The organism is Bradyrhizobium diazoefficiens (assembly GCF_016612535.1).
Lineage (GTDB): Bacteria > Pseudomonadota > Alphaproteobacteria > Rhizobiales > Xanthobacteraceae > Bradyrhizobium > Bradyrhizobium diazoefficiens_C.
In genome coordinates this window covers 110,365-125,063 of the sequence record NZ_JAENXS010000003.1, presented here as the reverse complement: position 1 = coordinate 125,063, position 14,699 = coordinate 110,365, and the positions used below count along the sequence as shown (strand labels likewise).

The window sequence follows — 14,699 nt, the reverse complement described above, 5'->3', positions numbered from 1 at the left end:
CCGGGGAATCATCTGCTAGCTGACAGGTTTGTCCCGGATTTCGCTGCGCTCCATCCGAGCTACAAACGGAACACCTACTTCAGCTTCACCCGGTACGTCTCGTGGCAATCATTGCAACGGTCGTTCATCGCGGTGTAGGCGGCCTTGAGGCTCGCCACGTCGGTGATCTTGCCCTTGACGTCGGCGATTGCTTTCTGCACCGGCGGGATCTTGGAATCGAAATCGGCCTTGTTCTGCCAGACCTTTGGCGACGCGCCGTAGGTCGCGTTGACCACGTCCTGCTTGGGATTGACCGCAAAGGTCTTGGCAATCTTGGCGACATCAGCCTCGAGGCTGGCCACCGCCTGGTCGACCGCCTTCTGGTCGTAGGGAATGTCGCCCTTGGTCATCTTCAGGATGACGCCGTACATGCTCTTGGCCTGCGAGCGCATCAGATTGTCCTGCTGGACGGCAACCTCCTGCTGCGCCATCACGGCGCCCGCACCCAGGATGAGGGTGCCCGCGACAATCAAAATTCGTTTCATCGGCGTGTTTCTCCGGCTCGCAAGACGGTTTGGGGAGAGGCGTTCATGGGTTAGAACACGGCGGCGGGCACTTAATTCCCGCCGCGCGGACGCCGCATTTCAGAGGCTATGGCGGCGGCGGTGCTCGTTGATCGCGATCCAAACACGTTCTGGTGTCGCCGGCATGTCGATGTGATCGATCTTGTACTCGCGCCACAGCCCGTCGACGATGGCGTTGACGACGGCGGGACAGGAACCGATCGCACCGGCCTCGCCCGCGCCCTTCACGCCCATCGGATTGGTCGTGCAGGGAATGTTGTTGGTCTCGAACACGAAGGACGGGCCGTCGGCCGCGCGCGGCAGCGCGTAGTCCATGTAGGTTGCGGTGATGAGCTGGCCGTCACCCGCGCCATAGACCACCTGTTCCATCAGCGCCTGGCCGATGCCCTGCATGGCACCGCCATGCACCTGGCCCGCCAAAAGCAGCGGATTGAGCGTCTTGCCGAAATCGTCGACGATCACATAATTGGCGACCTTGATGATGCCGGTGGCCGGATCGATCTCGACTTCCGCGACATGGGTGCCGTTGGGATAGGTGCCATCGGCGCTGGCGAAGGTCGCGCTGGCGTTCAGCTTCGATGGATCGGCGTTCGGCCGCCTGGCGAGATCGGCGAACGAGATCGAACGGTCGGTGCCGGCGATGCGCACGATGCCGTCGGTGATCTCCAGGTCGCCGGCGCTGGCCTCCAACGCCTGCGCTGCGATCTCCTTGAGCTTTTGACCGAGCTCGCGCGTGGCGCGCTCGACGCTGACGCCGCCCGAGGGAATCGAGGCCGAGCCGCCGGTGCCAAGGCCGGTTGCGATCATGGCGGTGTCGCCTTGGTGGACGTGCACGCGCTCGGGCGCGACGCCGAACTGCTCGGCGACGATCTGCGCATAGGCGGTCTGGTGGCCCTGCCCGCTCGACTGCGTGCCGATCAGCACAGTGATGTCGCCATTGGGGTCCATCCGCACATTGGCGGTCTCCTCGCCCATGGTGCCGCAGACCTCGACATAGCTCGCAAGCCCGATGCCGCGGATCAGGCCGTTCTTCTTGGCCGCCCTGGCGCGCTTTGAAAACTCCTTCCAGTCGGCGATCTCCATCGCGCGCTTCAGATGCGCGGCGAAGTCGCCGGAATCGTAGACCTTGCCGGTCGCGGTCTTGTAGGGCAGCGCCTTAGGCTGGATGAAATTCTTGCGGCGGATGGCATCCGGAGTCATGTCCAGTTTGCGCGCGCAGGCATCCACAAGACGTTCGATTACATAGGCGGCCTCGGGCCGGCCCGCACCGCGATAGGCATCAACAGGCACGCTGTTGGTGAAGATGGTGCGCACCCGACAGTGGAAAGCCTGGATGTCGTAGAGCCCCGGCAGCATGCCGGCGCCGCCATGCGGGATGTAGGGCCCGAAGGTCGAGAGATAAGCGCCCATGTCGCCCATCAGGTCGCAATCCATCGCGAGGAATTTGCCGTCTTCAGTCAGCGCCATCTTCGCCGTGGTGACGTTGTCGCGGCCCTGCGCGTCGCCCATGAAATGCTCGGAGCGATCCGCCGCCCATTTCACTGCTTTTTTCAGCTTGCGCGCAGCGACCGCCACCAGGGCGTATTCACGGTAGGGAAACAGCTTGGTGCCAAAGCCGCCGCCGACATCGGGGCAGATCACCCGCATCTTCTCGGTCGGGATATTCAGCACGTTCTGACAGAGGATGTCGCGCAGGCGGTGGCTGCCTTGGCTGCCGATTGTTAGCGTGAGGTGATCGGCCTTCGCGTCGTATTCGCAGACCGCCGCGCGCGTCTCCATGAAGCTCGCGACCACGCGCGGATTGACGATGGAGATTTCGGCGACCGTATGCGCCTTGGCAAACGCAGCTTCCGTCGCGGCCTTGTCACCGATCGAAACGTCGAACAGCACATTGCCGGGCTTGTCCGGCCAGACCTGCGGCGCGCCCTTCTTCACGGCGTTGACGAGGCCGGTCACCGCTGGCAGTGGCGACCATTTGACCTCGATCGCCTCGATCGCGTCGCGGGCCTGGTCGATGGTCTCGGCGACGACGAAGGCGATGCAATCGCCGACATGGCGCACTTCATCCTTGGCGAGGATCGGGTAAGGCGGGCCTGTGAAGGGATCGGTCTCGAGATTGAAAAGGCAGGGCAGATTGCCGAGATCCCCAATCTCGGCAGCGGTCAGGATCAGCGCCACCCCGGGAAGGGTGCGAGCGCGGCTCACGTCAATGGTGAATTTGGCATGCGCATGCGGCGAGCGCAGCATCAGGCAGCGCAGCGCAGCCTGCGGCGCGTAATCGTCGGTGTAGCGGCCCTTGCCGCGGATCAGTGCGTCATCCTCCTTGCGCAGCACGCTTTGGCCAACGCCGAACTTGATGGGGGCTGCCATTTCTTGTCCCGTCCTATGGTTATTTTGCCGGCATATTGCCGTGGAAGAAGTGGCAAGGCAAACGGGATTAGGCGGGTTTATGGGTCGCAGACTGGGGAACGCACCCCCGCCCCGTCATCAGACGGGTCCAGAGTTGCGCCGCGAATCAACACCTCATCCTGAGGAGCCCGCCAAAGCGGGCATCTCGAAGGATCCGCCACGAAGAAGTAACCCGCCAAGCGCCTCTCCAGATTACATCCCACGACGGCTCCATAGATACATCGTGCTGTCTCTCAATGTATCAATAGCTCGCTGAGGCGTGAGATAATCGATCTCTCCGCGCGTCAGGCCGATATCCATCAGCGCCCTGTCACTCAGGTCCTGCAAGGATGGGCTCTGGCGCCGATCCCGAAACGCACGCCAATAGCGCTTGAGCAAGCTCAGAATGTTTCGCGTCGGTGCAGCCGGCGGTCCAGCAGCATCCTTCTCAGACAAAGCGTCATCCAAGGCTGCAGCCGACGCCTTGAGGCGCGCGGCCAAAGCCTGGTCGATCGCATCCTTCGCCTGCACGATGGAGAGATTGAGGCCGCGCCGTGCGGCATCGCCTTCAATCCCGGGTGAGACGTCCGTCAGTTGGGGTGGCATCGGATGCTCCTGCTGTTGTGCCGGCAGGGAGCGTGGCCAAACAAAAGGCCCCATCCGATGCCGGCGGGGCCTGGTGGAAAAGATGTCGTCGTCGAATTGCTAGCGCACGACTCCTTCCACGGCCCAGCCGAAGCGGGTCATGTGCATGGAGTTGATTTTGCGCGACGATTTAATCATGGGCTGCCAATAGCACGGCAATCGTGCAAAATCAAGGGATGTGCGGTGTTGGGCTGCAGCCTAAGGGTGAGCCTCTCGCGCCGCCTAACCGCGCACCAGCGAAAACAACCAGTTGCGGCCGAACAGGATGAGAATCGCGAGCGCGTAGACGATCGTGCCGCCGACAGCCAACAAGACCAGAGTCACTTCGTCCCGGAAGTGCATCGCGCCCAACGCAGAGCCACTGAAGCGCGCGATCAGCCAGAAGGCTGCGGCGAGGATGATGCCGGTCAGCAGGAATTTGGCGAGCGACATCAGCCAGGCACGATCGAGCACGAGAAAGCCGCGCCGCACGGCGAAGAACAGCACCAGCAGCAGATTGGTCCAGACGCCGACGGCTGTTGCCAGCGCCAGGCCGATCTGGGCGAGCGATCCCATCAGAGCGAGTTTCAGCGCAACGTTGACCGCGATGCCCGACAGCGAGGCGCGGACCGGCGTCGCGGTATCCTTGCGCGCGTAGAAGGTCGCGACTGCGCTGCGGATCAGCACGAAGGGAATGAGGCCGATGGCGTAAGCGGCGAGCGTCGCGCCTGCGGCAGCCGCATCTTCCTTCGAGAACGCGCCACGGGCGAACAGCGCGCGCATGATCTCGTCGGGCACGGTGAGGAAAGCCGCGACGAACGGTACCGAGAACAGCAGCGTGAAGTCGAAGGCGCGGCGCTGCGCTTTCATGGCGCCGTCGTGGTCGTTGGCCGTGATCCGCCGCGACATCTCCGGCAGCAGCACCGTGCCGATAGCAATGCCGATGACGCCGATCGGCAGCTGGTTGAGACGATCGGCATAATAGAGCGCCGACAGCGCGCCCGCGGGAAGGAACGTCGCGATGATTGTGTCGGCGAATAGCGCGACCTGGGTGCCCATCGAGCCAAGTGTCGCGGGGCCCAACGCCTTGAAGAAGGCGCGGACGTCTTCATCGAGCCTGAGCGGCGCAAAGCGCGGCAGCCCGCCATGGCGCGCGAGGTCACCGGCGAGCAGGAAATATTGCAGGAAGCCCGAGATGAGGACTCCCCAGGCGGCGGCGTGACCGACGGTGGGAAACCATGCGGCCAGCGCCAAGGTCATCATCATCGCGAGACTTAGGAAGATCGACGCGGCAGCGGCGCTGGCGAACCGGCGCATGACATTGAGCATGCCGCCGTAGAGCGTCACCAGCGTCATTAAAAGCAAATACGGAAACGTTATGCGGGTTAGCTCAATTGCAAGGCGGCCGCGTTCGTCATCTGCTCCGAAACCAGGAGCGAGAATGCTCATGGCCTGCGGCATGAACAGCCAGGCGACGATCAGCAGCACCACCTGCGAAGCCAGCAGCAGCGTGAAGATGCGGTCGGCGAACAGCCTTGCCGCTCCCTCCCCGCGCTCGCCATGGACATGGGCATAGGCCGGCACCCAGGCGGCGTTGAAGGCGCCTTCGGCAAAGATCGCGCGGAAATGATTGGGTAGCCGGAAGGCTACGTAGAAGGCGTCGGCCACGGGGCCGGCGCCGAGGATCGCCGCGAGCATGATGTCGCGGGCAAATCCCGTCAGCCGCGAGAGCAGCGTGTAACCACCAACCGTGAAGATGCGTCCGAGCATGCGGACTCTTCTAGAGGCTTATCGGTCAATCGATAAGGCTTTGAACGATGATGGGATCAAAAAAGGCTTGCTCGGTGCCCACCTCTCCCCGACGGGGAGAGGTCGGATTGCAGTGGCGATGCGAAGCATCGTCCAGTGCAATCCGGGTGAGGGGCCGCAGCATTCAGTGAAGCCGTATCCCCTCACCCGGATCGCATCTTCGATGCGATCCGACCTCTCCCTACGGGAGAGGTGAAGCGAGATCAGCCCGAAATCGCGCCGCGCACGGCGGCGATTACCCGCTCCTGATCGGCTTCGGTCAGATAGGCGTGCATCGGCAGGCTGATGACGTCCTGCGACAGGCTCTCGCAAGCCGGCAGGCCGCCGTCCGCGACCGGGTACTGCTTGTAGGCGGTCTGCTGATGCATCGACTTGCCGTAATAGATCGCGGTCGGCACGCCCTGGGCTTTTAGCGCGGCGGCAAAGCCGTCGCGGTCGGTGCCCTCGGGCAGGCGAATAGTATACTGCGCCCAGACCGAGGTGTTGCCGGGCGGCAGACGCGGCACGGTCACGACGTTGGACAGTCCCCGCGCGTAGCGCTCCGCGACCTTATTGCGGGCGGCGATCTCGTCGTCGAATATCCTGAGCTTCTCGATCAGGATCGCGGCCTGCATGGTGTCGAGTCGGCCGGTCAGGCCGAGGCGGACGTTGTCGTATTTGTCGATGCCCTGCCCGTGCACGCGGATGCTGCGCAGCGTAGCGGCGAGCTCGTCGTCATCGGTGAGGATGGCGCCGCCGTCGCCGAAGCAGCCGAGCGGTTTTGCCGGGAAGAAGCTGGTCGCTGTGGCGAGCCCGAACGTGCCGAGCTTGCGGCCCTTGTAGCTCGCGCCAAAACCCTGGGCTGCGTCGTCGATCACGAACAGGCCTTCGGCCTTGGCGATCTCGGCGATCGCATCGTGATCGGCGGGCTGGCCGAACAGATCGACCGGAATCACCGCGACCGGCTTCAGACCGGCCTTGCGGGCGGTCGCGATGCCGCGCTTGAGCGACTCCGGGCTCATGTTGAAGGTCGTCTCGTCGACGTCGACATAAACGGGCGTTGCGCCGGTGCGCGCCGCCGGCGACGCGGTCGCGATGAAGGTGAAGGACGGACACAGCACGGCATCGCCCGGCCCGACATTCTTCGCCATCAGGATCATCAGCAGCGCATCGGTGCCGCTGGCGCAGCCGATCACGTGCTTGGCGCCGCAATAGGCCGCAAGCTGCTTTTCGAACTCGGCGACCTCCGGGCCATTGACGAACTGGCAATGGTCGAGCACGCGCTTGACCGCGGCATCGAGCGAGGCGCCGAGCCGGCGGCGCTGCGAGGCGACGTCGATGAAGGGAATGGGTTCGGAACGCAGATGCTGGTTCATGGCCTGATTCCTGGCGCCTTCTTGCGTGGTCGAGATGGAAGGGTTTTAGCCGGCGATGCGGCGCGGACCCTTGCGGGCGGCCGAATTGGCGGCGGGCCGCGACGGAGTCTCGAGGCACTGCGTCGCGATCTCGAGGCTGGCGACACCTTCGTCGCCGGTGACCGCCGGCGTTTCGCCGCTACGTACGGCCTTGAGGAACGCGATCAGCTCGGCACGCAGCGGCTCGTCATGGCCGACCGGCAGATGCCGCATCGAATAGCTGCCATCAGGCTTGAAGCCGAAGCATTCGGTGACCTGGCGCGTCAGCAGATCGCCCATCACATATTTGCCGCGGGTCGCGACCGTGACGCTGCGCGCCTTGAACGGCGTCAGCCAGTTGGTGTTGATGTGGGCGAGCACGCCATTGGCGGTGCGGAACTGCAACAACGCGATGTCCTCGCGCTCGGCGATCGCGCTCGACAGCTGCGGCTGCACCTCGACGATGTCGGATTCAGTGAACCAGCGGATCAGATCGATATCGTGCACGGCAAGGTCGATGACCACGCCGACATTGGACATGCGCGGCGGGAACGGGCCGACGCGCGTGATCGCGATCGAGAGGATGTCCTCACCCGCGATCGCCTGCTTGACGGCGGCGACCGCCGGATTGAAGCGCTCGACATGGCCGACCATCAAAGTGACGCCGGCCTTTTGCGCGGCGGTGACGATCTCGCGGCCTTCGGCGACCGTGGACGCGATCGGCTTTTCGACCAGCACGTGGATGTTCTTGGCGATGCAGGCGAGCGCGACCTCGTGATGCAGATGGGTCGGCGCCGCGATGGTGACGGCATCGACGCCCTCGGCGAGGAGCTGATCGAGCGTCTCGAAGCTCGCGCAATTGGCGAGCTCCGTCGCGCGTGCGCGATGCGCCGGCGAAGGATCGACCACACCGACCAGGCTGACGCCGGGCAGACCGCTCAGCACGCGCGCATGGTTGCTGCCCATCACGCCCGCGCCGATGACGCCGACGCGCAAGCCGGCCTGTGCCGGTTGTGACCCTTTGGAACTCATCTGATCGAACCCCGATTCAACCCAATCCCCGGGCAGCTTCTAGCACGGGTGCCACATTTGTGGCGAATGCCGGGCTTTTGATCCGGACACGATTTGATTCAAAAAATTACACGTTCCCCGGGCCTTAGCATCTTTTTGGCTGGGATCACGTGATTCGGAGTTTGCTGGTTACGACCTTTGATAGTCGTCTTCAATCCGGATGATGTCGTCTTCCCCGAGATAGGAGCCGGTCTGGACCTCGATCAGTTCCAGCAGGATCTTGCCGGGATTCTCCATGCGGTGGACAGCGCCCATCGGGATGTAGATCGACTCGTTCTCGTGCACCGTCTTCACGGTCTCGTTGACGGTGACGCGGGCAGCACCCCGGACCACGATCCAGTGCTCGGCGCGATGATGGTGCTTCTGCAGCGACAGCCGCCCGCCCGGCTTGACCACGATGCGCTTGACCTGATGGCGCTCGCCATTGTCGACCGACTGATAGCTGCCCCAGGGCCGGTGCACCTTGAGATGCTCTTCGGTGACCTTCGGCGCGACTGTCTTGAGCTTGGTCACCAGCCGCTTCAGCCCGTTGGCATCCTTCTGGCGCGAGACCAGGACCGCGTCCGCGGTCGCCACCACGACGAGATCGTCGACGCCTTCGAGCGCGACCAGCGCGTGATCGGAGGTGACGTTGCAGTTGCGCGAATCCTCGAACACCGCGGTGCCATGCGCCGCATTGCCTTGCGTGTCCTTGTCCGACAGCTCCCACACCGCGCGCCAGGAGCCGACGTCGGACCAGCCGCAGGATACCGGCACGACCGCTGCGCGCGAGGTCTTCTCCATCACGGCATAGTCGATCGAGATCGCCTTGGCTGCGCCGAACGCCTGCGGCTCCAGCGTCACGAAGCCGAGATCGCGGCCGGCGTTAGCGACCGCGCTGGAAATCGTCTCCACGCTCGCCGCATCCACCTTGCGATATTCGTCGAGCAGCAGGCTCGCGGGAAACATGAAGTTGCCGCTGTTCCAGAGATAGCCCGAATTGACGTAGTCGGCGGCCTTCACCGCATCCGGCTTCTCGACGAAGCGCGCGACCGCGTGCACCTCGCCGGAGATCACCTCACCCGGGCTGATATAGCCGTATTCGGTCGCCGGCCGCTCCGGCTTGACGCCGAAGGTGACGATGCGTCCCGTGCTCGCGGCAGCGAGGCCTTCGCGGCAGGCGGCGACGAAGGCGGCATTGTCCTGCACCACGTGGTCGGCGGCGAGCGCGAGCACGATCGCTTCACTGGTGCGGTTTTGCGCGAACACCGCGCCGGCGGCGATCGCGGGGCCGGAATCGCGCCGCATCGGTTCGAGGATCACGTCGGCCTCGATGCCGATTTCGGCGAGCTGCTCCAGCACCATGAAGCGGTAGGACGCATTGGTGATGACGATGGGGCGCTCGAACAACGAGGGATCGGAGACGCGCGAGAGCGTGTCCTGGAAGGTCGAGCGGGCGCCGAACAGCGGCAAAAACTGCTTCGGGCGCACCTCGCGCGAAGCCGGCCACAGCCGCGTGCCGGCGCCGCCGCACATGATCAGGGGGATAATGCGTTTGTCCATCGTCATATCAAACCTTGAAGTAGTCCCGATACCAGGTGACGAAATTGCGAACCCCATGCTCGATCGGCGTTGACGGTGCAAAGCCGGTGTCGCGCATCAAATCCTCGACATCCGCGAACGTTTCCACCACATCTCCCGGCTGCATCGGCAGCAATTCTTTGACCGCCGTCCGACCCAGCTCCCGCTCCAGAAGGGCGACGACATGCATCAGCTCTTCGGGGCGATGGTTTCCGACATTGTAGACCCGAGATGGCGCATTTGCGGCAGCCGGATCGTCCGCAGGCACAAGATCGATCAGCTTGGATACTACACGGGTGACGTCGTCAACATAGGTGAAGTCGCGGCGCATTCTGCCATGGTTAAAGAGCCGGATCGGCTTATCAGCCATGATGGCGTTTACGAACAGAAACATGGCCATATCCGGCCGTCCCCACGGGCCGTAGATGGTAAAGAAGCGCAGGCCCGTGACCGGCAACCGATACAGATGGCTGTAGGACTGCGCCATCACCTCGTTCGCCTTCTTGGTCGCAGCGTAGAAGCTCACGGGATGATCGGTCCGGTCCCGCTCGGAAAACGGCAGTTTCGTGTTGGCGCCGTAAACGGAAGATGACGAGGCGTAGACGAGATGACGACAGCCGCTGTTGCGGCAGCCCTCGAGCACGTTGAGGAAGCCCTGGAGATTGGAATCTACGTAACTCTGCGGATGCTCGATCGAATAGCGCACGCCGGCCTGGGCGGCGAGATGCACGACCTCTGCAAAGCGATGCCGCGCAAACAGCGCCGCCATCGTTGCGCGATCGGCCAGATCGGCCTGCACGAAGGAGAAACGGGACTCGTTCCTAAGCTGCGCCAGGCGCGCCTGCTTCAGCGCGGGATCGTAATAGCTGTTGAGGTTGTCCAGCCCGACCACGGCCCGACCCTCGGCCAGCAGTTGCCGGGCGACGTGAAAGCCGATGAAACCGGCCGCGCCCGTGACCAAAATCGCCTGATCCGTCATCCTGTTCCCAAGCAATCCCTAAGCCCGCGGCGCCTCTTTAGCCGGTATCGAGGGCGCGCAATAGCCCGCCGCCGATAGTAAAGGCTCCTGATGACAGCTCCTCATGACAGCTATTGCAAGATCGGCGCCAAGACCATACCAAAGCGGCCGAATTCGGCGCCTCGCGTCGGGTTGCCTCCAATCTTCGCAAACCCTGCGGGCGAGATGCGCCGAATCCTGCTGTCGACAGCCAAAATCCTGATCTCCGCGGCGCTGCTGTACCTGGCGCTGCGCAAGGTCGACCTGACCGAGCTGTTGTCGCGCTTTACCGCGACCAGCCTGTTCTGGATCGGCATGGCGATCGCGGTGACGTTCCTGCAAATCTTCGTCGGCGTGCTGCGCTGGCGCGAGGTCAGCGCCGCATGCGGCGCGCCGCTCGAGCTCGGCCGCGCGATGCGCTACAATGTGATCGGCTCCTTCTTCAACCAGACCCTGCCGTCGGCGATCGGCGGCGACGCGGTCCGGCTGTGGCTGGTGGCGCGGGCGGGCGCCGGATGGCGTGCGGCGACCTATTCGATCTTCGTCGATCGCGCGATCGGCCTCGTCGCACTCGCGATCCTCATCGTCGCGAGCCTGCCCTGGAGCTACGCGCTCATCGCCGATCCGAACGGCCGCTCGGCGCTGCTGCTCCTCGACCTCGCGGCACTTGCGGGCGGCGTCGGCTTCCTGATCTTCGGCGCGCTGAAATGGCCGTGGCTGAAGACGTGGTGGGCGACCCACCACATCCACGCCTGCGCCGTGATCGCCAACCGCGTGATCTTCGACCGCGCCCGCGGACCGATGATCGCGATCCTGTCGCTGCTCGTTCACGTGCTCGCGGTCGTCATCGCCTGGTGCGTGGTGCAGTCGATCGCGGCCCCCGTCAGCTTCGCCCAGGTTTTCCTGCTGGTGCCGCCGGTGATGCTGATCACGCTGATGCCGATCTCGATCGCCGGCTGGGGCGTGCGCGAGGCGAGCATGGGGCTGGCCTTCGGCTTCGCCGGACTCGCCGCCAACGAAGGCGTCAACGTCTCGCTGCTGTTCGGCGCGGTCTCCTTCATCGTCGGCGCATTCGGCGGCCTGGTCTGGATCCTCAGCGCGGAAAAAGCCGCGCAGGGCTCGGCCCAGCTCGGGGTCCCGGAGTGAGCGCGCTTGCGATCGTGCCGTCGCTGATAGCCGTTGCGATCGCCGCGCTGATGTCGGCGCTCATCACCTGGACCAGCCGCCCCCTGCTCCAGCGCTACGCACTGGCGCGCCCGAACGCGCGCTCCTCGCACCGCATCCCGACCCCACAGGGCGCCGGCATCGCGGTGATATCGGCGACACTCGTCGTCGCATTGGCGTGGGCAGCCTGGGCGAACCTGGCGGTCCCGCCGGCGCTGGTCATGGCAACGATCGTGATCGCGCTGGTCGGATTCGCCGACGACATCGTCTCGCTGCCGGTGCTGGTGCGGCTCGTGCTGCAGGCTGCCTGCGTCGGGGCCGTCGTGTTCACCGCGCCCGAGACCGCGCGCATCGTGCCGGCACTGCCGCTGGCGCTGGAGCGCGGCCTGATCGTGCTCGCCGGAATCTGGTTCGTGAACCTCGTCAACTTCATGGACGGGCTCGACCTGATGACGGCGGCGGAAGTGGTGCCGGTGACCGCGGCGCTGCTGCTGCTCGGACTGCTCGGCGAATTGTCCTGGCCGGCGGTGCTGGTCGCCACTGCCCTGTGCGGCGCCATGCTTGGCTTTGCGCCGTTCAACAAGCCGGTCGCCAAAGTGTTTCTGGGTGATGTCGGCAGCCTGCCGATCGGTCTGTTGCTCGGCTGGTGCCTGCTGGAGCTCGCCTGGCACGGGCAACCCGCCGCGGCGCTGCTGCTGCCCGCTTATTACCTCGCCGATGCCACCATCACGCTGTTCCGCCGCATCGCAAGGCGGGAACAATTCTGGTCGGCGCACCGCTCGCATTTCTATCAGCGCGCCACCGACAGCGGCTTTACGATCCCGCGCGTGATCGGCGAAGTGTTCGCGCTCAACCTCGTGCTCGCAGGGCTTGCTATCGTCACCGTTCGTGCCGGCTCGATGACGGTCACGCTGATAGCGCTGCTCGCAGGCGCGATCGCGGTCGCCTTGGTGCTGCGGCGGTTCTCTCGCCCTCAGGCGTCCTGAGCCGCCAGCGCCAGTCGCAGGCCCTCGTCGAGCGACACCTCCGGCTGCCAACCCGTTGCGATCGCCTTGGAGACGTTGAGCTCGAGCGAGCCGATCAGGCTGTCATGCGTATCCTGCCGGCCGAGCAGGCCGAACAGCGAGCCCAGCAGCTCGGGCGAGATGCCGAACAGCCGCGGGCTCTTGCCGGATGCCTTCGCCAGGCGCTCGATGAATTCGGGCGTCGAGACCTGCTCCTTGTCGGCCACCAGGAAGATCTCGAAATTGCTCGCGGCGTCAGGATGAGCGAGCCGGCGCAGGATGAAGGACGAGAGGTTCTGCACGGCGAGAAAGGCGCGGTGGTTGTGGATCGCGGCAAAGGGCAGCGGCAATCCCAGGTTCACGGCGCGCGTCAGCAGCGCAAAATTGCCCTTGGCGCCCGCACCATAGACCAGCGGCGGCCTGATCACCGAGATATTCATGGCGCTGTCGCGCGCGAGCGTCCGCAAGCCCGCCTCGGCCGCCGCCTTGGACATGCCGTAGAGGCCGCGCGGTGTGAGGACATCGTCCTCGCTGAACGGGGCACGGCCCTCGTTGCTGCGGCCATGCACGAGAACGGTGCTGACGAAGATGAACTGGCGCACGCCGGCGGTGGCCGCAGAGCGCGCCAGGTGCAGCGTGCCGGCAATGTTGACGTTGCGGTAGAGCTGGACTGCGTGCTCCTCGTGCTTGTGATGCACGCGCGCGGCGAGATGAACGACGGCATCGACGCCGTCGAGCGCAGCTGTCCAGTCGGTGTCGGGACCGATCGTCTCGATGACGACCTCGCCGTCGAGGCCCTCCGGGCTGCGGACCGCACGCCGGACCGACCATCCCTCGCGCACCAAGTCCGGCACGACGTGACGGCCGACGAAGCCGCTCGCCCCGGTCACCAGCACGACCCGCCTGCTCTCGCTCATCGTTGCTCCCTGAGGTTCGGGTTGCGCAACAATTCGTCGATCAAGGCGGCATAGGCGTTCATCGCCACGGTGCGATCGAACTTCGATGCCGCCTTCGCCGCACGCTCCGCCATGGCGCCGTCGCAAGACGCCGACGCCACACGGATCGCCGCGGCGAGCTGATCGGCGCGGCCCGGGGTCACGACCCAGCCGAGCCCGTTCTCCACCACCGTCAGCGCGGCCTCGGCCTCGGGCTCGGAGACCAGCACGACCGGCCTGCCGACCGCCAGCAGATTATAGAAGCGGCTTGGCACCGACACCCCGGCCACGTCCTTCCGGTAGGGGATGATCCAGAGGTCGGCGGCAGTCAGGAACGCCTCGAGCTCGGAATCCTCGACCCGCGCCACGAAGGCGACATTGGGCAGGTTGGCATCCGCCTGCAACTGCTTCAGCCGCTCGAAGCCGATGCCCCAGCCGGAAAGCAGGAAACCGATATCCGCCTCGTCCTTCAGCAGGCGCGCCGCCTCGAACACGATCTCCGGATCGTGGGTGAAGCCGAGATTGCCCGACAAGCCGACGATGAAGCGGGCCGCGAGCGCGTTGCGGAACGGATTGTCCGATCTCACCGGCCGCGCCGCGGGCACCAGCGTCGCCCAGTTCGGGATGAAGCGGATCTTGCTCCGCGTCATACCGGAATAGCCGAGCAGCGGTCGCTCGGCGTCGCGGCCGATGGTGACGACGGCGTTGAGCGCGCGGAACATCAGGCTGTTGGCGGCACGCATGATGCCCGCCACGACCGAGCGCGGCTTCAGAAGGCCCGCCATCACCATCACGTCGGGAAACAGATCATGCATGATCAACGCGGAGCATGCGCCCTTGAGCCACGCCGCGGCCGCGACCGCATAAGGCAGCATGAACGGCGCGGTGACGGTGAGCACGACGTCGCCGCGTCGCAGCCGCCGCAGCAGCGCGACGAAGATGCGCAGCACGAACAGGAGCTCCGAGAGGCCGCGCCGGAGCAGCGCCGCCTTTCCCGCCATCCGGTTCTTGACGGCGACGACGCGCGGCTTGTCCGGACCGGTCTGCGAGGCCGGCAACGCACCTGGCGAGCCCGAGAGCACCACGACCTCGTGCTCTGTGGCGAGGCGGCAGGCGATCTCGGCCATGATCGCCGCCGTCGTGCTCGGATCCGGCGGATAATGCTGGCTTGCGACGACGATCTTGCCGACGATCTTGCCTTGAGGCTGCAT

12 protein-coding genes are annotated in these 14,699 nt (G+C 65.0%); 2 read left to right on the top strand and 10 right to left on the bottom strand.

What is annotated here, in order from left to right; genetic code table 11:
• Positions 1 to 74 precede the first annotated feature (74 nt).
• The 8 genes from JJE66_RS31715 to JJE66_RS31680 all read right to left on the bottom strand — a co-directional run bounded on the left by JJE66_RS31715 (position 75) and on the right by JJE66_RS31680 (position 10,367).
• The gene (locus JJE66_RS31715; protein ID WP_200519258.1) at positions 75 to 524 is read right to left on the bottom strand and encodes a cytochrome c; all 450 of its coding nucleotides are present in this window, start codon (positions 522 to 524) and stop codon (positions 75 to 77) included.
• 99 nt (positions 525 to 623) lie between these two features.
• Entirely contained in the window at positions 624 to 2,933 is a 2,310-nt protein-coding gene (locus JJE66_RS31710; protein WP_200519256.1) for a xanthine dehydrogenase family protein molybdopterin-binding subunit, read from the bottom strand.
• Between the two features lie 231 nt (positions 2,934 to 3,164).
• Positions 3,165 to 3,557 (bottom strand): DUF1127 domain-containing protein, encoded by a 393-nt coding sequence (locus JJE66_RS31705; RefSeq protein ID WP_200519254.1) that lies wholly within the window; start codon positions 3,555 to 3,557, stop codon positions 3,165 to 3,167.
• Between the two features lie 261 nt (positions 3,558 to 3,818).
• Positions 3,819 to 5,345, bottom strand: coding sequence for a murein biosynthesis integral membrane protein MurJ (gene murJ, locus JJE66_RS31700; RefSeq protein ID WP_200519252.1), 1,527 nt, complete (start codon positions 5,343 to 5,345; stop codon positions 3,819 to 3,821).
• 242 nt (positions 5,346 to 5,587) lie between these two features.
• Positions 5,588 to 6,739: a DegT/DnrJ/EryC1/StrS aminotransferase family protein gene (locus JJE66_RS31695; RefSeq protein ID WP_200519250.1), complete on the bottom strand. Its 1,152-nt coding sequence runs from the start codon at positions 6,737 to 6,739 to the stop codon at positions 5,588 to 5,590.
• A gap of 45 nt (positions 6,740 to 6,784) precedes the next feature.
• Positions 6,785 to 7,789, bottom strand: coding sequence for a Gfo/Idh/MocA family protein (locus tag JJE66_RS31690; protein WP_200519248.1), 1,005 nt, complete (start codon positions 7,787 to 7,789; stop codon positions 6,785 to 6,787).
• A gap of 168 nt (positions 7,790 to 7,957) precedes the next feature.
• A complete protein-coding gene (locus JJE66_RS31685) occupies positions 7,958 to 9,370 on the bottom strand; it encodes a mannose-1-phosphate guanylyltransferase/mannose-6-phosphate isomerase (RefSeq protein ID WP_200519246.1) in 1,413 nt (470 codons plus the stop codon).
• Between the two features lie 7 nt (positions 9,371 to 9,377).
• On the bottom strand, positions 9,378 to 10,367 hold the full coding sequence (locus tag JJE66_RS31680; protein WP_200519244.1) for an SDR family NAD(P)-dependent oxidoreductase: 990 nt from the start codon (positions 10,365 to 10,367) through the stop codon (positions 9,378 to 9,380).
• Positions 10,368 to 10,571: 204 nt separating this feature from the next.
• Here JJE66_RS31680 and JJE66_RS31675 point away from each other — a divergent pair, with 204 nt between their 5' ends.
• A complete protein-coding gene (locus JJE66_RS31675; RefSeq protein WP_200520160.1) occupies positions 10,572 to 11,531 on the top strand; it encodes a lysylphosphatidylglycerol synthase transmembrane domain-containing protein in 960 nt (319 codons plus the stop codon).
• 50 nt (positions 11,532 to 11,581) lie between these two features.
• Complete coding sequence (locus tag JJE66_RS31670; protein WP_200520161.1) at positions 11,582 to 12,535, top strand: glycosyltransferase family 4 protein; 954 nt, start codon at positions 11,582 to 11,584, stop codon at positions 12,533 to 12,535.
• Here JJE66_RS31670 and JJE66_RS31665 read toward each other — a convergent pair.
• On the bottom strand, positions 12,523 to 13,470 hold the full coding sequence (locus JJE66_RS31665) for an NAD-dependent epimerase/dehydratase family protein (protein ID WP_200519234.1): 948 nt from the start codon (positions 13,468 to 13,470) through the stop codon (positions 12,523 to 12,525). The two genes, JJE66_RS31670 and JJE66_RS31665, sit on opposite strands and share 13 nt — an antisense overlap.
• Entirely contained in the window at positions 13,467 to 14,699 is a 1,233-nt protein-coding gene (locus JJE66_RS31660; protein ID WP_200519232.1) for a glycosyltransferase family 4 protein, read from the bottom strand. The genes JJE66_RS31665 and JJE66_RS31660 overlap by 4 nt, the downstream gene beginning before the upstream one ends.